The organism is Pseudomonas sp. G11 (assembly GCF_029457515.1).
In the GTDB taxonomy this organism is placed as follows: domain Bacteria; phylum Pseudomonadota; class Gammaproteobacteria; order Pseudomonadales; family Pseudomonadaceae; genus Aquipseudomonas; species Aquipseudomonas gorinensis.
The window spans coordinates 1,357,187-1,381,630 of the sequence record NZ_CP120377.1 but is presented as its reverse complement, the minus strand read 5'-3'; the positions used below and the strand labels follow the sequence as shown (position 1 = coordinate 1,381,630).

Annotated in this window: 21 protein-coding genes, 1 other RNA gene and 1 riboswitch; of the genes, 8 read left to right on the top strand and 14 right to left on the bottom strand. The window is 60.3% G+C overall.

What is annotated here, in order from left to right; translation table 11 throughout:
- Nucleotides 1-2 precede the first annotated feature (2 nt).
- The 3 genes from mraZ to rsmI all read right to left on the bottom strand — a co-directional run bounded on the left by mraZ (nt 3) and on the right by rsmI (nt 2,168).
- Nucleotides 3-458 (bottom strand): division/cell wall cluster transcriptional repressor MraZ, encoded by a 456-nt coding sequence (mraZ, locus tag P2T68_RS06270; RefSeq protein ID WP_003171868.1) that lies wholly within the window; start codon nt 456-458, stop codon nt 3-5.
- Nucleotides 459-812: 354 nt separating this feature from the next.
- An RNA gene (gene rnpB, locus P2T68_RS06265) (RNase P RNA component class A) lies at nt 813-1,166 on the bottom strand.
- 96 nt (nt 1,167-1,262) lie between these two features.
- Nucleotides 1,263-2,168 (bottom strand): 16S rRNA (cytidine(1402)-2'-O)-methyltransferase, encoded by a 906-nt coding sequence (rsmI, locus tag P2T68_RS06260; RefSeq protein WP_024073512.1) that lies wholly within the window; start codon nt 2,166-2,168, stop codon nt 1,263-1,265.
- Nucleotides 2,169-2,343: 175 nt separating this feature from the next.
- On the opposite strand from rsmI, the gene P2T68_RS06255 reads away from it, so the two are divergent.
- The 4 genes from P2T68_RS06255 to P2T68_RS06240 all read left to right on the top strand — a co-directional run bounded on the left by P2T68_RS06255 (nt 2,344) and on the right by P2T68_RS06240 (nt 5,790).
- Entirely contained in the window at nt 2,344-4,155 is a 1,812-nt protein-coding gene (locus P2T68_RS06255; protein ID WP_102624399.1) for a penicillin-binding protein activator, read from the top strand.
- On the top strand, nt 4,155-4,526 hold the full coding sequence (locus P2T68_RS06250) for a YraN family protein (RefSeq protein WP_024073510.1): 372 nt from the start codon (nt 4,155-4,157) through the stop codon (nt 4,524-4,526). The genes P2T68_RS06255 and P2T68_RS06250 overlap by 1 nt, the downstream gene beginning before the upstream one ends.
- 92 nt (nt 4,527-4,618) lie before the next feature.
- The gene (locus P2T68_RS06245) at nt 4,619-5,212 is read left to right on the top strand and encodes a phosphoheptose isomerase (protein ID WP_024073509.1); all 594 of its coding nucleotides are present in this window, start codon (nt 4,619-4,621) and stop codon (nt 5,210-5,212) included.
- Complete coding sequence (locus P2T68_RS06240) at nt 5,209-5,790, top strand: BON domain-containing protein (protein WP_102624400.1); 582 nt, start codon at nt 5,209-5,211, stop codon at nt 5,788-5,790. Before P2T68_RS06245 ends, P2T68_RS06240 begins: the two co-directional genes overlap by 4 nt.
- A gap of 63 nt (nt 5,791-5,853) precedes the next feature.
- Here P2T68_RS06240 and P2T68_RS06235 read toward each other — a convergent pair whose 3' ends face one another.
- The 7 genes from P2T68_RS06235 to P2T68_RS06205 form a co-directional block, all read right to left on the bottom strand.
- Nucleotides 5,854-6,627 carry an OmpA family lipoprotein gene (locus tag P2T68_RS06235; RefSeq protein ID WP_024073507.1) on the bottom strand — a complete coding sequence of 258 codons (774 nt, stop codon included), beginning with the start codon at nt 6,625-6,627 and terminating at the stop codon, nt 5,854-5,856.
- A gap of 245 nt (nt 6,628-6,872) precedes the next feature.
- Nucleotides 6,873-7,517, bottom strand: a complete 645-nt coding sequence (locus tag P2T68_RS06230; protein ID WP_024073506.1) for an MBL fold metallo-hydrolase — start codon at nt 7,515-7,517, stop codon at nt 6,873-6,875.
- A 130-nt stretch (nt 7,518-7,647) separates the two neighbouring features.
- A complete protein-coding gene (locus P2T68_RS06225; RefSeq protein WP_024073505.1) occupies nt 7,648-10,380 on the bottom strand; it encodes a LuxR C-terminal-related transcriptional regulator in 2,733 nt (910 codons plus the stop codon).
- A gap of 241 nt (nt 10,381-10,621) precedes the next feature.
- Nucleotides 10,622-11,986, bottom strand: a complete 1,365-nt coding sequence (locus tag P2T68_RS06220) for a DUF1329 domain-containing protein (RefSeq protein ID WP_277379156.1) — start codon at nt 11,984-11,986, stop codon at nt 10,622-10,624.
- 28 nt (nt 11,987-12,014) lie between these two features.
- Nucleotides 12,015-13,874, bottom strand: a complete 1,860-nt coding sequence (locus P2T68_RS06215) for a DUF1302 domain-containing protein (RefSeq protein ID WP_024073503.1) — start codon at nt 13,872-13,874, stop codon at nt 12,015-12,017.
- Between the two features lie 330 nt (nt 13,875-14,204).
- A complete protein-coding gene (locus P2T68_RS06210; RefSeq protein WP_168232441.1) occupies nt 14,205-15,887 on the bottom strand; it encodes a fatty acid--CoA ligase in 1,683 nt (560 codons plus the stop codon).
- Between the two features lie 200 nt (nt 15,888-16,087).
- The gene (locus P2T68_RS06205; RefSeq protein ID WP_069075274.1) at nt 16,088-16,720 is read right to left on the bottom strand and encodes a LysE family transporter; all 633 of its coding nucleotides are present in this window, start codon (nt 16,718-16,720) and stop codon (nt 16,088-16,090) included.
- An 84-nt stretch (nt 16,721-16,804) separates the two neighbouring features.
- On the opposite strand from P2T68_RS06205, the gene P2T68_RS06200 reads away from it, so the two are divergent.
- From P2T68_RS06200 to P2T68_RS06190, 3 genes are all read left to right on the top strand, one after another.
- Entirely contained in the window at nt 16,805-17,770 is a 966-nt protein-coding gene (locus tag P2T68_RS06200; RefSeq protein WP_024073500.1) for a 2-hydroxyacid dehydrogenase, read from the top strand.
- A gap of 30 nt (nt 17,771-17,800) precedes the next feature.
- A complete protein-coding gene (locus tag P2T68_RS06195; RefSeq protein WP_024073499.1) occupies nt 17,801-18,799 on the top strand; it encodes a class I SAM-dependent methyltransferase in 999 nt (332 codons plus the stop codon).
- 51 nt (nt 18,800-18,850) lie between these two features.
- Nucleotides 18,851-18,970, top strand: a riboswitch (yybP-ykoY riboswitch).
- 89 nt (nt 18,971-19,059) lie between these two features.
- Nucleotides 19,060-19,644, top strand: coding sequence for a TMEM165/GDT1 family protein (locus tag P2T68_RS06190; RefSeq protein WP_005784895.1), 585 nt, complete (start codon nt 19,060-19,062; stop codon nt 19,642-19,644).
- A 333-nt stretch (nt 19,645-19,977) separates the two neighbouring features.
- On the opposite strand, the gene P2T68_RS06185 is transcribed toward P2T68_RS06190, so the two are convergent.
- Nucleotides 19,978-20,796: a M48 family metallopeptidase gene (locus P2T68_RS06185; RefSeq protein ID WP_041160843.1), complete on the bottom strand. Its 819-nt coding sequence runs from the start codon at nt 20,794-20,796 to the stop codon at nt 19,978-19,980.
- Nucleotides 20,797-21,040: 244 nt separating this feature from the next.
- On the opposite strand from P2T68_RS06185, the gene P2T68_RS06180 reads away from it, so the two are divergent.
- On the top strand, nt 21,041-23,179 hold the full coding sequence (locus P2T68_RS06180; RefSeq protein WP_277379155.1) for a methyl-accepting chemotaxis protein: 2,139 nt from the start codon (nt 21,041-21,043) through the stop codon (nt 23,177-23,179).
- Nucleotides 23,180-23,248: 69 nt separating this feature from the next.
- Here P2T68_RS06180 and P2T68_RS06175 read toward each other — a convergent pair whose 3' ends face one another.
- Genes P2T68_RS06175 through P2T68_RS06165 form a run of 3 tightly spaced genes read right to left on the bottom strand, consistent with a single transcriptional unit; the run spans nt 23,249 to nt 24,362 of the window.
- Nucleotides 23,249-23,869, bottom strand: coding sequence for an SOS response-associated peptidase (locus tag P2T68_RS06175; protein WP_024073495.1), 621 nt, complete (start codon nt 23,867-23,869; stop codon nt 23,249-23,251).
- Between the two features lie 37 nt (nt 23,870-23,906).
- Nucleotides 23,907-24,167, bottom strand: a complete 261-nt coding sequence (locus P2T68_RS06170; RefSeq protein WP_024073494.1) for a DUF2007 domain-containing protein — start codon at nt 24,165-24,167, stop codon at nt 23,907-23,909.
- A 12-nt stretch (nt 24,168-24,179) separates the two neighbouring features.
- On the bottom strand, nt 24,180-24,362 hold the full coding sequence (locus P2T68_RS06165) for a CPXCG motif-containing cysteine-rich protein (RefSeq protein WP_069075273.1): 183 nt from the start codon (nt 24,360-24,362) through the stop codon (nt 24,180-24,182).
- Between the last annotated feature and the right edge of the window lie 82 nt (nt 24,363-24,444).

The window sequence follows — 24,444 nt, the reverse complement described above, 5'->3', positions numbered from 1 at the left end:
AGTCACAGGATCAAATCACGCAGTTCATCAGGCATGGCGCCCGGTTGTTGAATAGCAGCCAGGTCCGCTGCAGAAACAGCGTCCCAGGCATCTTCGTCCCACAATTGGAACTTGTTCAGTTGGCCCACCAGCATTGCGCGCTTATCCAGCTTGGCGTACTCGCGCAGACGCGGAGGCACCAGGAAACGACCGCTGCCATCGAGCTCGAGGTCGACGGCGTTACCAATCAGCAAACGCTGCAGGCGGCGGTTCTCTTCACGCAATGAAGGCAAAGCGCGCAACTTGGTTTCAATCAACTCCCACTCATCGAGCGGGTAAACACACAAACAAGGGTCAACGGCATCGATGGTGATAATCAACTGCCCGGAACTTCGCGAAATGAGCTCGTCACGATACCGGCTCGGCATGGCGAGACGGCCTTTTGCATCGAGACTGATAGCGTTAGCTCCGCGAAACACAGATGCGTTTCTCCAAATTTTAGCGTTTTACGTTCAAAAAACCCACTTTGTGCCACTTTCCGCCACTTGCGCACACTATAGGAATGCGGCCACCACACCGTCAAGGCGCGGATTCAAGGAAAAGCCTTACAGAACGGAGATTTAGGAGCGTAAAGGGAGGAGAAACCAGAGTTCGGCGATGTTTTGGGCCCAACAAGCACAAATAGCTCAAAGAGCTATGGCTCATAGTTAATGTAATTTATTAAGAATAAGATTTTTTTGGTATTACGAAGATGCATCTGCCAATGATTCAGCAGGGAGGGATTCTTGCGTTACTACCGGTTTTCTGCCCGAGATTCGGACAGAAGGAAAAAGGTGGAGAGTCGATCTATAAGCCGGGTTCTGTCTTGAACAGTCATTCGTCTACGATGGCCATCACTGGACATCTTTAGCAACCTACCCGGTCCCAGCGCGGGCCACGCCTTGGGACCCTATTTGGTCTTGCTCCAAGTGGGGTTTACCTAGCCACGAACTGTTGCCAGTCGTGCGGTGCGCTCTTACCGCACCTTTTCACCCTTACCGGCACCGAAGTGCTTAGGCGGTTATTTTCTGTGGCACTTTCCGTAGGCTCACGCCTCCCAGGCATTACCTGGCACTTCGCCCTATGGAGCCCGGACTTTCCTCCCCCTCCTAATTTTCATAGAAGGCAGCGACTGTCCAATCGACTCTCCGCCGCGCAGGTTAACGGCACGAGGGACTTAGGACAAGTACTAAAAGCATAGCAGTGCCATCACCTTCAGACGAAATACCGGCTTACCCCCGGAACTATTCGGTTTTCTGTTTATCCAGCGCAACTTGATACAACACATTCTTGCGCACCCCGGTAATTTCCGCCGCCAGGGCTGCCGCGCGCTTAAGGGGCATTTCCTTGAGTAACAGATCAAGGATGCGCATGGCTTCGCTGCCCACCGCGTCTTCGGACTCTGGCGCACTCCAGCCCGCCACCAGCACCACGCATTCGCCTCGTTGCTGATTGCTGTCACCCTCGACAAACGCGCGCAACGCTTCCAGCGGCAGGCCCTTGAGGGTCTCGAAGGTCTTGGTAATCTCCCGCGCCAACAGTGCAAGGCGTTCACCACCGAACACCAGCTCCATATCCTGCAGGCATTCCAGAATACGGTGGGGAGCCTCATAGAAGATCAATGTACGCGGCTCTTCCTTTAACGCTTGGAGCCGAGCACGACGCCCGACCGCCTTGGCCGGCAGGAAGCCCTCGAAAATAAAACGATCGGAGGGCAATCCAGCTGCCGATAAAGCGGCAATCAGCGCGCATGCGCCCGGAACAGGCACTACATTGATACCCGCAGCACGCGCCTGGCGAACCAGGTGATAACCCGGATCAGAGATCAGCGGGGTACCGGCATCGGAGATCAGCGCCACGTCATCACCTGCCAGCAGGCGCGTGATAAAACGACTGCCTTCTTCGCGCTCGTTATGCTCATGGCACGCAGCCAATGGCGTGCTGATACCAAAATGCTGCATCAGACGCTGGGAGTGCCGGGTGTCTTCCGCCGCGATCAATTTAACGTCGCGCAACACTTTCAGCGCCCGCGCACTGATATCGTCCAGGTTGCCAATGGGCGTCGCCACGACAAAAAGCGAGCCTGCAGTGGAATTCAAAGGACCTGGAGCAGTCAAAACGCACACCTCGATGGTTGGCAAAAGCCACATTGTAGCGCGTAGACGCCTTGAAAATATGCCATCGAAGCCGATGCCTTTTCAGCCGTGCACAGCCAATCGCAACATTTACACGACCTAAATCGACAGTTTCACGCCAGTAACATCGCGCCTGGGCCAGTGCTTGGGTACAATTCCACGCTAATTTGATCGGTATCAGGACACTTACATGATCGCTTGCCTGCGGCTGCTCTCCGCCCTCTGCCTCGCTGCCTTGTTGGCCGCTTGCGCCAGCTCGCCCTCGTCCAGCCTTGGCGACCTTCCACGGACCCCGGATGCCAGTATCGAGCAACTGCTCGAACAGGCGACCACCGCCAAGACGCCAGAAAAGGCGGCCTTGCTGCGCCTGAGTGCGGCTGACATGGCCTACCGCCAGAACAACCCCGGCCGCTCGTCGCAGATCCTTGCGCAGGTGCCGCTGGATGTTCTCAAACCCGCCGCACAAATCTTTGCCAGCACCCTGGCCGCCGAACTGGCGATGACGCGCAACCAGCCCAAGGCTGCGTTGACCGCCCTGAACCACCCTAGCCTGCAAAGCCTGAAGGACCTGCCGCCCGAGCAGCAGATCCGGACCGGCACCGTGCACGCTCGCGCCTATGAAGCCGATGGCCAGACCCTGGCCGCGGCTCGCGAGCGTGTGGCCATGGCGCCATTGCTCAGCGGTGATGCCGCCAAGAGCAACCACGAAGCCATCTGGACGTTGATTGCCGCACTCCCGGCCGAGCAACTGCAAGCCAGCGGCAACCCGACAATGGACGGCTGGATCACCCTGGCCCAGGCCGTCAAGGGCGCTGGCACCCTGGAGCAACAACAGGCGGCGATCGACACCTGGCGCGCGCAGAACCCAGGGCACCCGGCGGCCGTGCAACTGCCAACCCCGCTGACCAAGCTCAAGGAACTCGCCAGCCAGCCCCTGAACAAGATCGCCCTGCTGCTGCCACAGGAAGGCCCGCTGGCGTCCGTCGGCAAGGCGCTGCGTGAAGGTTTCATGGCTGCGCATTACCAGGCCGAGCAAGCCGGCCAGCGACCGCCGGTGATCGAGTTCTACGACAGCTCGCGCCTGACCTCCCTCGACGACTTCTACGCCAAGGCCCAGGCTGCCGGCGTGCAACTGGTCGTCGGTCCGCTGGAAAAACCACTGGTCAAACAGCTCAGCGCACGTCCGCAATTACCGATCACCACCCTGGCACTGAACTACAGCGAGACCGATCAAAGCCCGGCCCAGCTGTTCCAGTTCGGCCTGGCCGCTGAAGACGAAGCCCGCGAAGTCTCACGTCGCGCCCGTGCCGATGGCCTGCACCGCGCCGCTGCCATGGTGCCGCGTGGCGAATGGGGCGAGCGCGTCTACAAAGCCTTCCGTCAGGATTGGGAAGCCAATGGCGGCACCGTCGTAGGCGTCGAGTACGTCGACCAGCCGGTCGCCCTTGCACAGCAGATCGCCGACTTGTTCCAACTGCGCAAAAGCGAAGGCCGCGCCAAGAGCCTGCAAAGCACCGTCGGCACCGACGTGGCCGCGCAACCTTCGCGTCGCCAGGACATCGAGTTCATCTTCCTGGCCGTGACCCCGCAACTGGCCCAGCAGATCAAGCCGACCCTTAACTTCCAATACGCCGGTGATGTACCGGTGTACGCCACGTCCCACGTATTCAGTGCCAGCGGCGACAAGAACCAGTACCTGGACATGACCAACGTGATGTTCTGCGAAACCCCTTGGCTGCTCAACACCACCGACCCGCTGCGCAACCAGGTCGCCGCGCAATGGCCACAAGCCAATGGCAGCCTCGGCCGCCTGTATGCAATGGGTGTCGATGCCTACCGCCTGGCGCCACGCCTGGGTCAGCTCAAGGCCCTGCCGGATACACGGGTTGATGGCCTTTCGGGCAGCCTGGGTATCAGCCCCAACCAGCGCGTCGACCGCCAGATGCCATGGGCGAAATTCGTTGGCGGCGAGGTCCAGCGCCTGCCTGATACTCCACGCTGATGCCTGAGCGGTCCAGCGCAAAAAGCGGCAAGGATGCCGAACTTCAAGCTCTGAAATACCTGCAACAACAGGGTCTGCGCCTTCTGGCGCAGAACTGGTTGTGTAAACGCGGCGAGCTTGATCTGGTCATGCTTGACGGCGATACAGTAGTATTCGTCGAAGTCCGCTACAGAAAACACGCACAATGGGGTGGCGCGCTCGCCAGTATTGACGGGCGCAAGCGTCAGAAGCTGATACTCGCCGCGCAGTACTTCCTACTCAAGGAGCACCGCTGGTCTGACTCCCCCTGCCGTTTCGATGTGGTTGCCATGGAAAGCACACCGGCAGGCCTTGCTGATCTGACCTGGCTCAAAGACGCCTTCGACAGCTGATTCGCCGGACATTTTCACCACACACTTTTGCTCTTTGCTTTGCGGGCTGCACATACCTGTGCCAAACAGCCGCGCTACTTAAGGTCACACAGATGGACATGCAATCCCGAATTCGCCAGCTTTTCCAGGCCAGCATCGACACCAAGCAACAGGCGATGGACGTACTTGCACCGCACATCGAGCAAGCCAGTCAGGTCATGGTCAATGCCTTGCTCAACGAGGGCAAAATGCTTTCGTGCGGCAACGGCGGTTCGGCCGGCGATGCCCAGCATTTCTCGTCCGAACTGCTCAACCGCTTCGAGCGCGAGCGGCCGAGCCTGCCGGCCATTGCCTTGACCACAGATTCGTCGACGATCACCTCGATCGCCAACGACTACAGCTACAACGAAATCTTCTCCAAGCAAATCCGTGCCCTGGGCCAACCGGGTGATGTGTTGCTGGCGATTTCCACCAGCGGCAACTCGGCGAATATTATTCAGGCGATCCAGGCCGCACATGATCGTGAAATGATTGTCGTAGCATTGACCGGACGCGATGGCGGCGGCATGGCGTCGCTGCTGTTGCCCGAGGATGTGGAGATTCGCGTCCCGGCCACTGTCACCGCACGTATTCAGGAAGTCCATCTGCTGGCGATCCACTGCCTGTGCGATCTGATCGACAGCCAACTGTTCGGGAGTGAAGAATGACCGTTAAACGCCTCAGCCTATTGGCCATCACGCTATGCCTCAGCATCAGCGGGTGCAGCACGGCAATCACTGCGACACGTGACACCCCCATCCAGGACGACAAGGGCACCCGTACCTTTGGCAGCAAGATCGACGACTCGTTGATCGAAACAAAGGTCGAAGTCAACATCGCCAAGGCCGCGCCAGACCTGGGCAACGGCGCGTCGCGTATCGTCGTGACCAGCTTCAACGGCGTGGTACTGCTTGCCGGGCAAACACCGCGCGCCGACCTGAAAGCCCAGGCCGAACAAGCGGCCTCGGCCGTTCAACGGGTCAAGAAGGTGCACAATGAATTGCAGGTGATGGACCCGATCACCCTGCTGGCTATCAGCAACGATGCCTTGCTGACCACCAAGATCAAGGCGCAGATGCTGACCGATAACGCGATTCCTGGCTCGCGCATCAAAGTCGTCACCGACAACGGTATCGTTTACCTGATGGGCTTGCTGACCCAGGCGGAAGCGACCCGCGCGGCCAACCTGGTGCAAGGTGTGTCAGGCGTGCAGAAAATTGTGAAGGTGTTTGAATACATCGACTGATCTGAACGCAATAAAAAGGGCGCTGTGCATTGACTGCACAGCGCCCTTTTTAGTGGCCGGCGTTTATTGGTACTGCTGGTACGGATTGCCCTGGAATTGATTGTTCTGCTGGGGCGCTTGTTGCTGGCCTGCAGGCTGGCCGTACTGCTGGCCAGGGATCGGACCGAGGTTCACTTCGACACGACGGTTCTGCGCACGGCCGTTAACGTCGGCGTTGCTGGCAATCGGATTATCCGGACCGGCACCGCGTGCGCTCAGGTTGGCACCGTTGACGCCTTGCGAGGTCAGGTAGTTGGCCACGCTCTGCGCGCGACGCTGGGACAGGTCCATATTCAGCTGACGGCTGCCGGTACTGTCGGTGTAACCGACAATCTGGATGGTGTTCTGATTGAATTGCTTGAGGGAGTTGGCCAGGTTGTTCAGCGGCTGGTAGAAGCTGCTGGAGATCGCGTCCGAGTTGGTGGCAAATGTGATATTGCCCGGCATGATCAGCTTGATCTGGTCGCCCTGGCGCTGAACTTCAACCCCGGTATTGGCCATGCTTTCGCGCAGTTTCTTTTCCTGCTGGTCGGCATAGTAGCCATAGCCAGCCGCACCTGCACCGGCAACCACCGCGCCGATCAGCGCGCCCTTGCCACGGTTGTTATGGTCGATGGCCGCACCGGCCAGTGCGCCGGCCAGGGCACCAAGGCCGCCGTACTTGGCGGTTTTACTCATGCCGCCTTGCGATCCATTATTTGCCTGTCCCTGGCTGCCGTCATATGGATTAGGTGAAGCGCAGCCAGACAACAGGGCTACGGCAGTAGCGACAACAAGCAGACGACGCGGAGTGAACATGAAGGAAGCTCCTACTTTTGCATTCTGTGGTGCAGAGGACATAGGCAATGGACCTGTGCCGAGTTTGGAACGCGACAAACGGTAAAAATTCCGCAACCGCATCCAGAGCTGTAACAAAAAACTGGCCAGGATTACCGCTACAGAAACCGTAGCAGAAGCAGGCTGAACGCGACCTGTGTTTTTGCTACAGCAATTCTCCAGACACCACAGCGCCGAAAGCTGGACTACCGACGTCCCCTGCCCCATTACGCGCGCACAAAGGGATTCTCACGCATCTCATCCCCCAACCGCGTATCCGGGCCGTGACCGGTTACCACCGTCGCGCCTTCATCCAACGTATAGAGCCGCTGCTTGATCGAACGCACGATCGCCGCCTGGTCACCGCCCCACAAATCCGTTCGCCCTACGCCACGTCGAAACAAGGTGTCGCCAGCAATCAGGAGCTTGGCATCGGCAAACCAGAAACTCATCGAACCGGGTGTGTGCCCCGGCGTGTGCAGCGCTACGCCACAGCCGCAGGCCAACGCTTCATCATCGACCAGCCATTGGTCTGGCGAAGGCACCGGAGTGTAGGGCACACCGAACATCTGGCACTGCATTTCCAGGTTGTCCCAGAGAAACTGATCATCCTTGTGCAGGTGCAGGGTGGCACCGGTTTTCTCCTTCAACTGGCCGGAGGCGAGGAAGTGATCGAGATGGGCATGGGTGTGGATGATGCTCACCACCTTCAAGCCCAGTGCATCGAGGCGCGCCAGGATCAATTCGTGGTTGCCACCGGGGTCGACCACGATGGCTTTTTTAGTGATGGGGTCACCGATGATGGTGCAGTTGCACTGCAACGGGCCGACGGGGAAGGTTTCACGGATGAGAGTCGGCTTGGCGGTGGTCATGGGCGGTCCTCCAGTGCAAATGAATTATCGTTTTCCGGCGAGCATCGCCAAAATAATTGCACTATTAAACCAGACTGGGTGCGCTTCGCAGCCCAACGCGGGCAAGCTCGCCCGCCGTAAGGTTTACGTTTCAGCCAATCAACCTCAACTCTTGCGCCCGCGCCACCGCCTGGGTTCGTCGCTCCACCCCCAACTTGCTGTTGATATGGCTGGCGTGGGTCTTGACCGTATGCAGGGAGATGAACAGGCGGTTGCTGATTTCCTGGTTCGAGCACCCCTGGGCGATCAATTGCAGCACCGCCAATTCACGGGCGCTCAGGACTTCATGACCAGGCGACGGCTCCGCGACCGCAACGGCCGGCAGCAGCGCCAAGAGGCTCTGGTTCAGCAAGCCGTGAGGGTCCTTGCCAAGCTGTTCGCGCATCCACTGCGGGTAACCTTCGAGCAAACGCTGGAACGGCTGCAATGCCCCTCCCGAGCCGGCCTCCAGCGCCCGCGCCAACACCGGCCGCGCCTTGGCTTCCTGGCCGTTTTCCAGCAGCAGTTGCGCCTGCTGGGTCAGCGCCATCAGCGCAATCATTTGTCGCCCACTGTTGTGCGCCTGTTGCGCCAGGTCTTCGAGACGCTCCAACGCCGCATCCGCTTGATGGCGAATCGCATCGAGGGCGGCCTGTTGCAGCCCGATATGTTGCGGCAGGTGCGGATGAAACTCCGGCGCGGCAGCCGCGTGTTGACCATTGTAGGTTTGCCCCAGCCGCGTCAGCCAGGCATCAGCCAGGTCGGTGCGGCCCTGGGCCAGCCACAATTCGCATTTGATCAGGGTGATCATCGCCAGGTAGTAGATCGGCGGCACGTCCCAGATGTGCATCAAGCGCTCGGCCTCGGCCAGTTCGGCGAAGGCTTTGGGGAAGTCGTTGCGGCGCCCTTCGAAGTTGGCGATCACACAATGGCCGATTAGTACGCTGATGTCGCGACAGGCGCGCGCTTCAACCAGCCCGGCCCGCAGACGAGCAAGGCCGGCCTCAGGCTGATAGCGCGCCAACAGCAAATAACCTTCATAGAGCGACAATCGCGCACGCACGGCGTACAACCGCTGCGGCGCCAGGCCCTGCAGGCGTTGCAGGCCCTGGCGAACCTCATCGAGGGAACGCAGGATTTCGCCGCGCGCCTGCAACACTCGCGCACGGTCGTAATGGGCCAGCGCTTCGAACAGCGGGTTTCCGACCCGCTGCGCCAATTCCAGGGACTCGCGGTTCAGGCCGCGGGCGCGCCACAGGTCGGCGTCGACAATGGCCAGGTTGGACAAGGTCGACAGGCACATCAGACGCTGGCCATAGCGACGCTGCGGCAAACTTTCCAAGGCTTCGCTGCAATAACGCTGGGTCAATTCGCGGTCACCGCGGCCACGGGCGATAATCCCGCTGAGCGCCAGCCACTGGGCCAGCATCGACTTCTGCGCCGTGGCCGACGGTGCCGGCAGGAAGCGACTGAGGTAACTGGACAACTCTTCCGCCGCATCCAACTGGCACGCCAGCCCCAGGGCCCAGCTATAGAGCACGATCAACCGGGGTGTACTGATCAGCAGGCTATCGGGCAAGTCCATTTTCCAGCGCAGCAGCATGCCGACGTTCTGTTCGGCCAGCAGTTGCTCTTCGGACAGGTTCTGTACCAGGTTGGCGGCCACATCCAGATGGCCGGCACGCAATGCCTGTTCCACCGCCTCATCGATCAAGCCTTGCGCATTGAACCAGCGGCAGGCCCGCAGGTGCAGGCTGGCCGCCGGTAACAGCGCGGTGCTGGTGGCGCGGCGCGTGCGCAGCAGGTCCGAAAACAGATGGTGGTAACGGTACCAGTGACCCTGCTCGTCCAGAGGTACCAGAAAGACCTGGTGGGCTTGCAGGTAGCGCAGGATTTCCGCGCTGTCATGGGCTTCGCGCACGGCGTCGCACAGCTCGCTGCAAAAGCGTTCCTGAGGGGCAGTATCGAACAGAAAGGCCTGCACTTCGGGCGGCAGGCAATCGATCACCTCTTCGAGCAGGTAATCACGGATCAGCCCTTCCCCGCCGTGCAGGCTTTGCGGCAAAGAGCCTTCGTTACCGGCCTCGGAGGCGGCGAGCAGCCAGAAACGCAGCCCGGCGACCCAACCCTCGCTGCGGCGGATCAGGTTATCCAGCGCCTCGCCACGCAATGAACTGCTGTGGCGATCCAGCACGGCCAGGGATTCGTCGTGAGTCAGGCGCAGATCCTGTTCATGCAGCTCCAGTAGATGGCGTGACAAGCGCAGGCGCGCCAGGTGCCAGTCCGGGCGCTGGCGGCTGGTGACCAGCACCACCAGGCCATCGGGCAAATGATTGAGGAAAAATTGCAGGCAGCGATCCAGTACCGGGCCCTGGGCCAGATGGTAGTCATCCAGTACCAGCAACAGCGGCGTGCGCGTGGACAAATGCACGGTCAGCTCATCGAGCAGGCCATCGAGCCATTCTTCAAAGGCAAAGGGTTGATGACGCTGGCGCATTTTCAGCAGCCCCAGGGACTGGGCGCCGATTTGCGGGAAGTATTGTTGCAGCCCGTCGAGCAGGCGCTCGAGGAAACGGCCAGGGTCGTTGTCCCGGGGGCTCAGGCCCAGCCACAGGCTTTGCCAATGGGCCGGCAAGCCCTGGCAGAACTCCACCGCCAATGAGCTCTTGCCGAACCCCGCGGGTGCACTGACCAGCAACAGTCGCCCGTCCAGCCCTGCACTCAGCCGTTCGCACAGACGGGGGCGCAGCACGTAGCCGTCAGGCAGCGGCGGCCTGTAGAAGCGACCTTCCAGGGACGGGACGACCGCGCTGGAAGGCCCCTGGATTCGAGACAGATCAGTCATCGCCGGGCTCTTGTAGAAGGCTGTTATCGGCATTGCAGATGTCCGCAGACTAGCGGTAAAAGCGGAGGGTTTGTAGATCTTTGCAACAATTGGCTGAAAATAACTGCGACAAGAAATATCGCCACAACCAAAAAGTGAGAGGGGGCTTGCTCCCGACAGCGGCGGACCAGTCAATGCATGCGCTGACTGTCACACCGCTATCGGGAGCAAGCCCCCTCCCACATTGAGGCACTAGTGCAATTTAGCGAACACCGTCCTGGCGCAGGGCCGCGGGGGTGAAATCGCTGGTGGTGGCGGTGAAGCCGAAATCATAGGCCTGCTTCTCTTCGTTCTTCATGCCCAGGGCCAGGTAGCGGCCGGACTGCAGGTCGTAGAGCGTTTCCAGGGCGTACCACGGCACTTGCTTGTCGTAGTAGTTCTCGGCATGGGCTTCGGCGACACGCCACAGTTGGCCACGACCGTCATAGTGATCGATCACGGCCGCTTGCCAGGTGTCTTCGTCGATGAAGAAGTCACGCTTGGCATAGATGTGGCGTTGGCCTTCCTTCAGGGTCGCGACCACGTGCCAGACGCGGCGCAGCTCATAACGTGCGAGGTCCTGGTTGATGTGGCCGGCCTTGATGATGTCGGCGTACTTGAGCTTAGGATCGTCGATCTTGTAGCTGTTGGAGGCGATGTAGATTTCTTTCTTGCCTTCCAGCTTCCAGTCGTAGCGGTCCGGTGCACCGTTGTACATATCGAGGTTGTCGGAGGTACGCAGGCCATCGGCAGCGGTACCCGGCCCGTCATACGACACCTGCGGTGCGCGGCGCACACGACGCTGGCCGGCGTTGTAGACCCACGCCGAGCGCGGCTCCTTCACCTGGTCCAGGGTTTCGTGCACCAACAGCACACCCCCGGCCAGTCGGGCCGGCGCGGTCACTTGCTGCTTGAAGTAGAACAGCACGTTGCCTGGGTTTTTCGGGTCGAAGTCCTTCATCTTGTCGCGGAACACGAACTGGTCTTTGAAATACACCAGGCTGAACGAGCCGTTGGTTTGCGGCGTGGCCTGGGTTACCAGGCGGGTCACGCTGCCGCCGCGATAACGGGTGATGTGGTTCCAGATCACCTCGACGCCGCTTTTCGGGATCGGGAACGGCACGGCGGTTTCAAAGTTTTCCAGGCCATTGCCGCCAGACACCAGGTTGGTGTTGGTGGCGTTCTTCTTGATGGCGGCAAACACATCGGCCGGCACGGTGGCGCCGCGATGGGTCGGGTAGACCGGCATCTTGAAGGTGTCCGGGTAGCGCTTGAACATCGCGTACTGCCCAGGGGCCAGCTTGTCTTTGTACTGCTCGACGTTCTGCGCGGTGATGGTGAATTGCGGTTGTTCACTGGCGTACGGGTTGGCCAGGAAACCACGGGCATCGACCGCGCCGGCATTGGTCGGCAGCGGCGACCACTTAGGAATGGTGCCTGCCGCGTTACCGGCCATTTCGGCGCCCATCGGGGTCAGGGTCGTACCCAGCTTGGCAGCTTCATCCGCCGAGACTGCCGCCATGACGTTGCTCGCCAGGATCGACAGCCCGAGCACACCGACGTGCAACAGACTTTTAGTTATTTTCATGTTCTGGTCTTCCTGAAATGCAGTGTGCTTAGAAGTTCACGCCGAGGCTCAGAGCAACGAAGTCGCGATCATTCACCGTTGAGAAATCACCGCCGAAGAAGTTGGTGTAGTTCAGGCTGGCGGTGTAGGTGTTCTGGTATTCGGCATCCAGGCCCAAGCTGACGGCTTTGCGGCCCTCTTCGAAGTTGGCGCCCGGGCCAGGGGAGTAACCCTTGACGTCATGGGACCACGCCACGTTTGGCTTGAGGTTCACGCCTGCGAAGACGTCCGGGTATTCCCAGATGGCACGTGCGCGGTAGCCCCAGGACGTGGCAGTGGTGAAGCCATCGTTATTGCAGTTGGTATTGAGGCTGGAGGCGTTAGCTAGCCCCCCACCCTGAGCAGTCGAGTTGTTCAGCGTAGTACAGAAACCGCCAGGCAACGTACCAGGGCCGAAGACCGGATCACGCCCGTAACGAGCCTCGGATTTGCTTTCCAATCCCCCCACGTGTGTCACACCGATTTCAGCGACGGTGGTCAAGCGGCTGGCGCCCATCACTTGGTCGAAGAAGTGCGTGAACGTGGTCTGGAACTGGGTGACCTCCTTACGGTTGTAGCCATGCAGATCCTGGCCTGGACTGCCTTTCAACACAGAAGCATTCCCGTAGCCTGGCAGCGGCGTGACACCGGCGTAGAGAATGTCGGTGGTGCTCAATTGCACAGGGGCATTAGGGCGATAGCTCAACTCACCGCTCCATGCTGTGCCTGTCGGCAAGGTGGTGGAGAAGCTCAAACCATAAAGGCGAATGTCTTCAGGGTACTCGATGAAATAGTTGGAATTACCCGCGACAACCAGCGGACGCAACGTGCCTGGAAGCCCGATAGGCCCCGTGTAAGCAGACTGTGGCGCGCCCTGCGCACTGAAAATCGGCGCACGGCTGTGGTAGTTCATGAAGTACGCACCGAACTCCGTGTCCAGCGGCTCGAAGTTGTAATGGAAGGCAACACCGAATTGGCCGCTATCGCGCGCGTCACGATCGGCACCACGACGAACGAGGACGCCCTCGTTATTGACATCCACACCATTGGCGGCAAGACCTGGAAGGACAGCCCCCGGCAAGAAGCGTCGACTGTTGAGTACCCGCAGGTTGTCACTGCAGCCATCGGAAACGACGTCCGGCTGCGAAAAGAACGTACCGCAGTTGTCCGTGACAGTCTGGTCCCACTCCAACTGATAGAACGCTTCCGCCGACAGGTTATCGGTCAAGGTTTGCGACACATAGAACATGTTGACCGGAATCAAGCCTTCCTTGATTTCGGCGCCCGGACGACGGAATGCAGACACATCGATCGGGTTGATGGAGTTGATGCCACCGCCGATGAAGGTGCTTTCCCCCCAGCTCACCACCTGCTTACCGAAGCGCACCGCCCCTGGCTGATCTGCAATCGAATAGTTGTGATAAACGAACGCATCGAGAATCTGGCCGCCAGAAGACTTGGCCCCCTCTTTGCGGTTGTTGTCGCTGATGTCTTTGAACTCCCGGCTTTCATCCTTGAGTTCAAAGTCATACCAGTACTTGCCACGCACAAACACACCGGTATCGCCGTACTTCAGTTCCAGGTCATGAATGCCCTTGAAGATTTTCGAGAACGTCTCGCCGCGCTTGAAGTTCAAGTGGCCGTCATCGGAGGTCTGGGACAAGCCCTTGCCGCCGTTGTTGACGCCGATCAGGTCGCGGTTGGGCTTGGCCGTCGACCAACTCGCCCCCACCGACAGCGACGAGTCAAAGCTCCCTTCGATTTCACCGATATTGAAACTGACGCCGAATGCGGGCCCGGCGAGCGTAGAGGCGAGACTGACGGCCAGGGGCAATCGCGCCCGGCGCCAGAACTGGTTTACTGAGGTCATCGACGCTACTCCATGTGCATTATTGTTATGGCAGTGAGTTCTTTCTGTGATGCATGTAACGGCCGGAATACAACGATTCCAATGCCGCCCGGCAACCGGGCCCCCATGGCCCGAAGCGCAACATCCTTGAAAAACTCTGAGGGGGACTATAGCCAGCAGGGGGTACCGCTTGATCCCTCTAAAGTGTGATTTGCACCACCAACCCGTCTACCACAGCCCTTTCGCCACGCCGACGAAGGCCGGCGCGGAAAGGATGGCTGAAAATGGGCAAATCACAAGTGAAGCGTTGAGATAGAGCGCTGCCGTGCCCCGAGGGCACGGCAAATCACCTCAAAGGGTGGACAGGAACGTACTGTTGTTGGCTTGCCATTCGATGATGTCAATGCGGATACGTTTTTTGTCGAGCTTGCCGACACTGGTCTTGGGAATTTCCGTAACAACGGCGATCTGGCTCGGAATCGCCCACTTGCTCAAATGGCCCAATTCGACAAAAGGCTTGAGGTGTTCCTTGAGCTCGCGGGCCCCTATCACATGGCCATCACGCACCACCAACAGGGCAAACGGGCGCTCGCCCCACTGCGGGTCGGCGATGCCCACCACCGCTACTTCGCGTACCGCCGGGTGGCGGCTGACCAGGTCTTCGAGCGCCAGGGAGGAGATCCACTCGCCTCCCGTCTTGATCACATCCTTGATGCGGTCGCGGATGTCGATCACGCCAAACGCGTCGAGGGTGGCTACGTCGCCGGTGTGCATCCAGCCACCGTCCCACAGCTCGGCGCCCTTTTGCGGTTCGTTGTAATAACCCTCGGTCAGCCACGGCGCGCGCAGCACCAGTTCACCCTGGGACTCGCCGTCGGCGGGCAGGAAATGACCCTCAGCGTCCATGATCGCCGCTTCCACCAAGGGCCCAGGCACGCCGGCCTTGATGCGGTAGGTGGTGCGCTCGTCCTCGGTGCCGGCCATCAGCTCGTCATTGAGGTGGGCACAAGACACCAACGGCCCGGTTTCGGACATGCCGTATGCAGCGGTCAGCTGAATCCCACGGGCCTTGGCCGCTTCATACAGCGTGCGGTTGAGGGCACTGCCGCCGATGACGATTTTCCAGCCGCCAAAATCAACGCCCTGGGCCGCCTTGGCGTTGAGCACCATTTGCAGGATGGTCGGCACACAGTGGGAAAAGGTGACCTTTTCCTTGCGCCACAGCTCCACCAGGTATTCCGGGTCATAGCGGCCGGGGTAGACCTGCTTCAGGCCGAGCATGGTCGCCACATACGGCAGGCCCCAGGCATGCACATGGAACATCGGCGTGATCGGCATATACACATCGTTGGTGCCCAGCAGACGCACGCTGTCGACACAGCCCATGATGGTCGCCACGCCGATGGTGTGCAGCACCAGTTGGCGATGGGTGAAGTACACACCCTTGGGATTGCCGGTGGTACCGGTGGTGTAGAAGGTGGTGGCGACGGAATGTTCGTCGAAATCCTGGAAGTCGTACTTCGGGCTGGCAGCGGCCAACAGGGTTTCGTACTCGCCCACCAGGTTGGGCAGCTCGGCGGTTTTTTCGGCCGCGTCAGTCAGCAGCAACGTCTTGTCGACCGTGGTGAGCTGCCCGGCAATGGCCTGGTAGAGCCCCACGAACTCGCTGTTGACCAGTACGAAGCGGTCCTCGGCGTGGTTCATGGTGTAGAGAATCTGCTCCGGCGACAGGCGCACATTGATGGTGTGGATCACCGCGCCGATCATCGGGATGGCGAACATACACTCCAGGTAACGGTGACTGTCCCAATCCATCACCGCCACGGTGTCACCGGCCTTGACCCCGGCTTCCGTGAGCACATTGGCCAGGCGCGCGACCCGTTCGATCAGCGTGGGGTAGGTGTAGCGCAGTTTGTCGCGGTAGATGATTTCCCGGGTCTTCTCGTAGCGGGTACCGGACATCAACAGGCGCTTGATCAACAGCGGATATTGGTAGGCGCCTTCGGCGGGCGGGATAACACGGGTCTGCAACATACGAATCCCTTTTTATGACTGCACGGTCTTGGCTTGAAGACCTGCACTGTAGAGAGGTTATGTTTCAGCCAAATCAGCCAAAGGAATGATTTGTAGAGGCAGGGGAATGCTAGCTTTGAGCCATTATTCAGGAGCGATGGAGGTCCAGTGTGGGAGGGGGCTTGCTCCCACACTGGATGGTGTTTACTCGAGTACAGCGTTTATTTCGCGCTGGTGAACGCCAGTTTTACCCCAATCGCAATCAACACCGCCCCCATCGTCCGATCAAACCAATGCCCCATCCGCGCAAACCCGGCGCGTACACGCTGCTGGCTGAACAACATGGCCACCAGGCAGAACCACAACGCCGTCGCCACCGCCAGGTACACGCCGTAACCGGCCTGGATCGCCAGCGGCGTGTGCGGGTTGATCACTACGGTGAACAGCGATAGGAAGAACAGCGTGGCCTTGGGGTTCAAGCCGTTGGTGACGAAGCCTGCGGTAAATGCGCCGCGCGGGGTGCGCTCGCCCGCTTCGCGGTGCAACTCGCCCTCGGCGGCAGGCTTGGCCGGCTGCGCGCGCAGGGCCTTGAAGCCGATGTACAGCAGGTACGCGGCCGCGGCCCATTTCAGTGCGTTGAACAACACGATGGACTGGGACACGATCAGGCCGATGCCGAGCAACGAGTAACCCACATGCAGGAAAATCGCCGAGCCCACGCCCAGCGCGGTCCAAGTCCCGGCGCGACGGCCGTGGGTCACGCTCTCACGTACCACCACCGCAAAATCCGGGCCGGGGCTGGCCACCGCCAGCAAGTGAATCAGGGCTACGGTCAAGAACTCGGCGGCGTACATACTCACTCCATTAAGTAACGGATTATTTCATCTGATAGGCTCGGCAGATTACGCCTTCGAACCCTGTCGCAAAAGGTACAGTTGATGACGAACAATCGCCGCGCCGTCTTCCTTGATCACCCCTCCCTGGACCTGGGAGATCTTGACCTCAGTGAGCTGCGCAGTCGTTTCAGCGACTTGCAGCTGTTGACGGGCACTACGCCGCAAAATGTGATCGAACGCCTGCAAGGCGCTCAAGTCGCCATCAGCAACAAAATCCCGCTCAACAGCGAAACCCTCGCGGCCTGCCCGGAGCTCAAGTTGATCCTGGTGTCGGCCACCGGCACCAACAACGTTGACCTGGAGGCCGCCCGCGCCCATGGCGTCACCGTGAGCAACTGCCAGGGCTACGGCACTCCGTCGGTGGCGCAGCACACGATCATGCTGCTGCTCAACCTGGCGACGCGCTTGAAGGACTATCAGCAGGATGTGAGCGCGGGCAAATGGCAGCACGCCAAGCAGTTCTGCCTGCTGGACCACCCTATCGTCGAACTGGAAGGCAAAACCCTTGGCCTGCTGGGCCATGGCGAACTGGGCAGTGCCGTGGCGCGCCTGGCCGAAGCCTTTGGCATGCGCGTGCTACTCGGCGCGATTCCCGGGCGCCCTGCCCGTGCTGATCGCGTGCCGTTGGATGAATTGCTGGCGCAGGTCGATGCGCTGACCTTGCACTGCCCGCTCAATGAACATACCCGCGACTTTATCGGCACCCGCGAACTGGCGCTGCTCAAGCCCGGAGCGTTTGTGGTCAATACCGCGCGCGGTGGCTTGATCAACGAACAGGCCCTGGCCGATGCCTTGCGCAGCGGCCACCTGGGTGGCGCGGCGACCGACGTGCTGAGTGTCGAGCCACCGGTCGCCGGCAACCCGCTGCTGGCCAGTGATATCCCACGCTTGATCGTCACGCCGCATAACGCCTGGGGCAGTCGCGAGGCGCGGCAGCGCATCGTTGGCCAATTGGCGGAAAACGCCAGGGGCTTTTTCAGCGGCGCCCCGCTGCGCGTCGTCAGTTGATAAACTGCGCCCCTTTTCAAGGAGCAGACCATGGATCCGCGCAGTGAAGTACTGCTTCGTCAGGCCGAACTTTTTCAAGGCAACCTGTTGCTGGTGGGCTTGCCCGCCGACGACCTGCTCGGTCGCCTGCCCAACGCCCACGGCTGGTGCTGGCATGCCGGCGACCAGGCGGCGCTCGACGCACGCTTCCCGGAGCGCAGCCAGTTTGGCGTGAATGCGCCCGAGCGCGGGTTCGATGCCGCGGTGATCTTCCTGCCCAAGTCCAAGGACCTCACCGACTACCTGCTCAATGCCGTGGCCGCACGCCTGCCCGGCGCCGAGCTGTTTCTGGTGGGCGAGAAAAAAGCCGGTATCGAAAGCGCCGCCAAGCAGATGGCGCCCTTTGGCAAACCGCGCAAGCTCGACAACGCACGGCATTGCCAGCTGTGGCAAGTCACCGTGGCCAATGCGCCCCAGGCGCTCGAGCTGGAGAGCCTGGCACAGGTGTTCGAAGTACCGCTGGCCGAAGGGCCGCTCAAGGTGGTGAGCCTGCCGGGTGTGTTCAGCCACGGCCGTCTGGATCGTGGCACCGAGCTGTTGCTGGAGCATCTGGACAAGCTGCCCAGCGGCCATTTGCTGGACTTCGGTTGCGGCGCCGGTGTGTTAGGGGCGGCGGTAAAGCGTCGCTACCCACACAACACCGTAACGATGCTGGATGTGGACGCCTTCGCCGCCGCCAGCAGTCGCCTCACCCTGGCCGCCAATGGGTTGGAGGCCGAGGTGTTGACCGGTGATGGCATCGACGCCGCACCGATGGGGTTGAACGCCATCTTGAGCAACCCGCCGTTCCATGTCGGGGTGCACACCGATTATTTCGCCACTGAAAACCTGCTGCGAAAAGCGGCAAAACACCTGGCAAAAGGTGGCGAACTTCGCCTGGTTGCGAATAGCTTCCTGAAGTACCAACCGTTGATCGAAGAGCACCTGGGCGTGTGTGCGGTCAAGGCCGAGGGCAATGGTTTTCGCATCTACCGCGCCAAACGCCCCTGATGGGCATTTGAAAAAGAAGGCTTGCCGAATGGATTTTGCCTAGGCAGAATCCGCTCCGTCCTAGGGGAGTAGTCTCCCACGAGCGCCACGCTCGTCCGGCATACGTCAACATACTTGGTCAACAGGCCATGGCGTATGCGACCCAGGAGTCCGCACAGACGGACCGGGGTTTGACAAGACCTATGACACGCACACCTTACCCGGGGCGGGAAGGCTGTACGTGTCATAGCCGTGTCGACCCGCCCCCTGGAAACTACCTGATGCTGGATTCACTACTCGTTCCTACCGCAATCGTTGCCTTGGCCGAAATCGGCGACAAGACGCAACTGCTCGCACTCATCCTTGCCGCGCGCTTTCGCAAACCCTGGCCGATCATCGCCGGCATCGTCGCCGCGACCCTGGCCAACCATGCGGCTGCGGGTGCCGTGGGTGCCTGGTTTGGCAGTTTCTTCTCGGATGCGGTGTTGCACTGGATCCTGGCGGCAAGCTTCTGTGCCACGGCGCTGTGGACCCTGGTGCCGGACAAACTCGATGATGACGAAGCCAGTACCACGCGCAAATTCGGGCCATTCCTGACCACGCTGATTGCGTTTTTCCTTGCAGAAATCGGTGACAAGACACAGATCGCCACAGTGATGCTGGCGGCCCAGTATCCGGAGTTGTGGCTGGTGATCATCGGCACCACCCTGGGCATGTTGATTGCCAACGTCCCGGTGGTTCTGGCGGGGAATTTCGCAGCGGAGAAGCTGCCGCTGACGTTGATTCGTCGACTGGCGGCTACGGCGTTCTTTGTCCTGGCGATTGTGGCGGTGTACAAAGCCATGCAGAGCAGCGGCTGGATTTAAGCGATCCACTGTGAAAAGGGGCTTGCCCTAATGCCTGCCAGTGAAGGAGAAACACTGTAACTGTGGCGAGCGGGCTTGCCCCGCGTTGGGCTGCGAAGCAGCCCCAATAAGAGCGCTGTAGGGTGCCAGGCAGCTCCGGGGTTGTGTTTTGGGGCTGCTGCGCAGCCCAACGCGGGGCAAGCCCGCTCGCCACAGGTTGCTGTTTGCCCGTTCTATCTCTTAACTGACAGGTGTTAGGGCTTGCCCACCATTGCGGTGCGCCAGTCGATATCTCCACTGGCTTTACACCGCTATCGGGGGCAAGCCCCCTCCCACATTTAGACCTTCACAGGATCAAGATTTTTTGGCCTGCTGGTAGAGCGGCATCACCTTCGGAATCGCTGCCTGCAACGAGGCGATCCGGCTGTCGGAGGCCGGGTGAGTGCTCATGAATTCCGGTGGCGCGCCTTCCGAAGCCTTGGCCATCTTGTTCCATAGCGTGATGGCCGCATTCGGGTTGTAGCCCGCGCGGGCCGCCAGTTCCAGGCCGATCAGGTCTGCTTCGTTCTCATTGCTGCGGCTGTTAGGCAAGGTCATGCCGTAGTTGGCCACGGTGTCGGCCAGCGCCAGGCTGTCCTGGCCCAGGCCGAACAACGCACCGGCGCCCTGCTTGGCCATTTCGATGCCGTAGGCCTTGGACATGGCTTCACGTCCATGCTCGCGCAAGGCGTGGGCGATTTCATGGCCCATCACTGCGGCCAACTCGTCATCGGTGAGCTTGAGGTTGTCGATCAAGGCGCTGTACACGAAGATCTTGCCGCCAGGCCCGCAGTTGGCGTTCATTTCATCGCTCTTGATCAGGTTGACTTCCCACTTCCACTGCGCCGCATCCGGGCGGAAGGTGGGCGCCTGGGCGATCAGGCGGTTGGCGATAGCCTGCACGCGCTTGGCGTTGGCACTGGTCTTGTCCAACTGGCCTTTGCTACTGGCTTCGCCCAGGGTCTGCTGATAGGACTGCGCATACATCTGGTCGACTTCCTGGCTCGACAGCATGCTGAACATATATTGCTTGCGCTCAACCCCAACGGCGCCACCGCTGGTGGTGTTGACCGATTGACACCCGGCCAGCAGTACCGCTGCTGCCAACACACTTACGGCCAATGATTTCTTCATCAACATACTCTCCCTGAAAAAAAGCCCTGAAAACATGGCGCGTATCGTAGGCGGTGAATTGTATCGACGCCAGATACACCAGACGTGTAGCCGCTAAATTTCAGATACATCCCACACCCCGACAACGGCGGCAAGCATTCCATTTGCGACACCTCGCATTAATTCGTGGAGCAAACCCTCATGCCTCCCGCGTCCATGGCCGATATAAACAAGCAGCCCTTCCCCCCCTGCGCCTGGAGCCTTCATGAAGTTCAAGTCGATTCAGTTTTCCGTCGCCGCACTGGCCGGGGCCATTGTGCTGAGTGTGGTCGCCGTGCTGGTGCTCTACGCCTTGTTTGCCGGCGCCCGCACACAGGAGATGGTGCAGGCCCGCACCCAGGCACAGTTCGAGCAGATCATCGAACAGCGCCTCACTGCATTGGCGCAAACCCAGGCCACATTGATCCAGCGAGAACTGGAGGCGCCCCTGGTGACAGCAAGAAGCCTGGCCACCACCAACGCCCTGCTCGGCATGAAAGACGCCAAGGGCGATGCCGCCTTGCAAATTGGCCGCGAACAACTGATCAACCTGCTGCACGAAACCGTGGTGCGCAACCCGAAAATCCTCGGCGCCTATATCGGCTGGGAACCCAATGCGATCGATCACAACGACGCTGCCTACGTGAAAAGCCCCATCGTCGGCATGGGTGTCGACGGCCGCTTCATTCCTTGGTGGTATCGCAACGCGGATGGCAGCCTCGGCCTGGACAAGCTCGCCGATGTCGCCGATCAGAAGATGCTGTCCACGGGCGTGCGCGCCAGCGAGTACTACCTGTGCTCCAAGGAAAGCAAAAAGCCCTGCGCCATCGACCCCGCACCTTACAAGGTCGGCAACGCCATGGTGATGCTGGCTTCGTTTATCGAACCGATCATGATTGACGGCGCCTTCCAGGGCATCGTCGGTGCCGACCTGTCGGTGAACTTCATCCAGGACATGCTCACCAGCGCGGATCAAAAACTCTACAACGGAGCCGGTGAACTGGCACTGATCTCCAGCAACGGGCGCCTGGTGGCGTCTACCAAGGCCCCCAGCAAGCTCGGTGAAAAAGCCTCCGACCTGCTCGACGGCAACGAACTGGCCAATCTCAATCAACTGAAAGTCGGCGAAGTGCGGTACGACATCGACCATGAGCACGGGCATATCGAACTGTTCCTGCCGTTCAACATCGGTCAGACCGACGCGCGCTGGACCCTGATGATGCAGTTACCCCTGAGCGCCGTCATGGCCGAACTGCAAACACTGCAAAGCGACCTGAATACCCAGCGCAAGACCGATATCTTCGGCATGACCATGGTCGGCCTGTTGATCGCTGGCATTGGCTTGCTGGTGATCTGGCTGGTAGGTCACGGCATCGCTCGCCCACTCAAGCAAATGGTGGCGATGCTCAACGACATCGCCCAGGGCGAAGGCGACCTCACGCGGCGCCTGACCAGTGATCGCGCCGATGAACTGGGCGCGATTGCCACCGGCTTCAATACTTTCCTGATCAAGCTGCAGGGCATGATCACCCAGGTGGTGAGTTCGGTGCAGAAGGTCAGCGACTCTTCGGAACACACTGCCGACATCGCGATTCGCACCAACCAGGGCGTGCATAAACAGATGGTCGAGATCGACCAGGTCGCCACCGCGGTGCACGAAATGACCGCCACCGCCCAGGACGTAGCGCGTAACGCGACCCAGGCTGCGCAAGCGGCCAACCACGCTGACCAGGCCGCGAGCCAAGGCATGCGCATTGTGCGCGACACCTCGAGCTCGATCGGCGCACTCGCCCAGGAAATCGGCAAGGCCGTGGGCGTGGTGCAAACCCTGGCCAAGGACAGCGAGAACATCAACGCGATCCTCACAGCCATTCGTGGGATTGCCGAACAGACCAACCTGCTGGCGCTCAATGCGGCGATTGAAGCGGCACGGGCCGGCGAGCAAGGCCGTGGGTTTGCCGTCGTGGCAGATGAAGTGCGTAACCTGGCGCAAAAGACCCAGAAGGCCACCGAAGAAATCCAGGCCATGATCCAGCAGTTGCAGCAAGGTACGCGAGAAGTGGTGCGCGTGATGGAAGACAGCCAGAACCGTACCGACGAAAGCGTGCAGCACGCCGCCAAGGCCGCCGAAGCACTGGAGACCATTACCCAGGCGGTGTCGGTGATCAACGACATGAACACCCAGATCGCCAGCGCTGCCGAAGAGCAGAGCGCGGTGGCCGAGGACATCAATCGCAATGTGATCAATATTGGCCAAGTGGCCAATGAAGTGGCGGGCGGTGCGGATGAGTCGAGTGCGGCCAGTGCGGATTTGACCAAACTGGCGGAGCAGCAGCGGCGCTTGATCAATCAGTTCAAGGTTTAAGCTTTTCGGCGATCTTGAGCGGCCTATCGCGGGCATTGCTCGCGATGAGGCCGCAGATCACTCACAGGCTCAACCCGGCGTCAGGCACTCCGGGCCATTGAGCTTCGGATCGTTCACCATATTGGCCAGTACCCGCTCGCGCAACGCGGTCGGCTCACTGGCCAACAAGCCCTGCAACACATGCAACGGTGTTTCAGGATCGAGCCAGGCCTCCTGCCCCGCCGCATCCAGAATCAACGGCCGGCGCTGGCTCTGCGCCGCCTGGGTCACCACTGCCGTGCTCAGCCACACCTGTTCCTGCACCGGATAGGCTTCCCAGATCGCCGCAAAAAACAGCGTCGAACCCTCGCCCGGTGTCAGCCAGTACGGGCGCTTGCGCTGGGTGCCGCGCCATTCGTAGAAACCGTTGGCCGGCAGCAGGCAACGACGCTGGCGAAAGGCCTCGCGAAACATCGGTTGCTCGGCCAGGGTTTCGGCACGGGCATGGGCCGGGGTGCGGGAAAGGTCGGTCAGCCACGCTGGGGTCAGGCCCCAGCGGGCGCGGGCCAGGGTGCGCTGGCCGTCGGTGGCGCGCTGGATCAGCACCGAATCATTCGGGGAGATGTTCCACTGGGCCTGCTGGTCTGCCGGAAAACCCGGCAAGGCAGCAAATGAGGGGTTCCAGCGAAACAGGGCATAACGTCCACACATGGGGCAACACGACTCTTGGGGTAAACCGACCGACAGCCTAACAGACCAACACGTCGGGGAAGCTGTCGGGTTCATCGCCGGGCAGCGGTTGCGCGCCGTTATAAGCGGTGATCAGCTCGCGAGCATACGCGGCCTGGTCATTATCCACTTCCAAACCCAACAGCCCGAAAATCGGCAATTCGCCGGTGCCGCCGAGCAAATGCCGCCCCACCAGGTGCGCCTCGACGCCCTCGCTGGCGAGCATCTGTTGCAGCAGCTCGCCTTCCATCAGGTTTTCCGGTTCGTAGATTCGCTGCATGGGCGCCCCCCGTTATTCGTTTTCGCTGCGCGTTTCCAGCATCCATTCGTCACCATGGACCTGCAGATTGAAAGTGACCGGGCGGCAGCACACCTGGCAGTCTTCGATATAGGTCTGATCACCCCCCGACAGATCCACCGTTGTCTCGACCTCTTCACCACAATAAGGACAATCGTACGTCGCATCTTCCAGCATCGCGGTCTCCCAAGTGACTTGTGCGTATAATCGCCGGTCTATTTACAGGGCTATTCACGGCAGAGCCAATATTGCGGCCGCA

Coding starts and splice junctions, on each gene's coding strand:
- rsmI (WP_024073512.1), bottom strand. CDS start 2,168: ATGTGGCTTTTGCCAACCATCGAGGTGTGCGTTTTGACTGCTCCAGGT.
- P2T68_RS06255 (WP_102624399.1), top strand. CDS start 2,344: ATGATCGCTTGCCTGCGGCTGCTCTCCGCCCTCTGCCTCGCTGCCTTG.
- P2T68_RS06250 (WP_024073510.1), top strand. CDS start 4,155: ATGCCTGAGCGGTCCAGCGCAAAAAGCGGCAAGGATGCCGAACTTCAA.
- P2T68_RS06245 (WP_024073509.1), top strand. CDS start 4,619: ATGGACATGCAATCCCGAATTCGCCAGCTTTTCCAGGCCAGCATCGAC.
- P2T68_RS06240 (WP_102624400.1), top strand. CDS start 5,209: ATGACCGTTAAACGCCTCAGCCTATTGGCCATCACGCTATGCCTCAGC.
- P2T68_RS06235 (WP_024073507.1), bottom strand. CDS start 6,627: ATGTTCACTCCGCGTCGTCTGCTTGTTGTCGCTACTGCCGTAGCCCTG.
- P2T68_RS06230 (WP_024073506.1), bottom strand. CDS start 7,517: ATGACCACCGCCAAGCCGACTCTCATCCGTGAAACCTTCCCCGTCGGC.
- P2T68_RS06225 (WP_024073505.1), bottom strand. CDS start 10,380: ATGACTGATCTGTCTCGAATCCAGGGGCCTTCCAGCGCGGTCGTCCCG.
- P2T68_RS06220 (WP_277379156.1), bottom strand. CDS start 11,986: ATGAAAATAACTAAAAGTCTGTTGCACGTCGGTGTGCTCGGGCTGTCG.
- P2T68_RS06215 (WP_024073503.1), bottom strand. CDS start 13,874: ATGACCTCAGTAAACCAGTTCTGGCGCCGGGCGCGATTGCCCCTGGCC.
- P2T68_RS06210 (WP_168232441.1), bottom strand. CDS start 15,887: ATGTTGCAGACCCGTGTTATCCCGCCCGCCGAAGGCGCCTACCAATAT.
- P2T68_RS06205 (WP_069075274.1), bottom strand. CDS start 16,720: ATGTACGCCGCCGAGTTCTTGACCGTAGCCCTGATTCACTTGCTGGCG.
- P2T68_RS06200 (WP_024073500.1), top strand. CDS start 16,805: ATGACGAACAATCGCCGCGCCGTCTTCCTTGATCACCCCTCCCTGGAC.
- P2T68_RS06195 (WP_024073499.1), top strand. CDS start 17,801: ATGGATCCGCGCAGTGAAGTACTGCTTCGTCAGGCCGAACTTTTTCAA.
- P2T68_RS06190 (WP_005784895.1), top strand. CDS start 19,060: ATGCTGGATTCACTACTCGTTCCTACCGCAATCGTTGCCTTGGCCGAA.
- P2T68_RS06185 (WP_041160843.1), bottom strand. CDS start 20,796: ATGAAGAAATCATTGGCCGTAAGTGTGTTGGCAGCAGCGGTACTGCTG.
- P2T68_RS06180 (WP_277379155.1), top strand. CDS start 21,041: ATGAAGTTCAAGTCGATTCAGTTTTCCGTCGCCGCACTGGCCGGGGCC.
- P2T68_RS06175 (WP_024073495.1), bottom strand. CDS start 23,869: ATGTGTGGACGTTATGCCCTGTTTCGCTGGAACCCCTCATTTGCTGCC.
- P2T68_RS06170 (WP_024073494.1), bottom strand. CDS start 24,167: ATGCAGCGAATCTACGAACCGGAAAACCTGATGGAAGGCGAGCTGCTG.
- P2T68_RS06165 (WP_069075273.1), bottom strand. CDS start 24,362: ATGCTGGAAGATGCGACGTACGATTGTCCTTATTGTGGTGAAGAGGTC.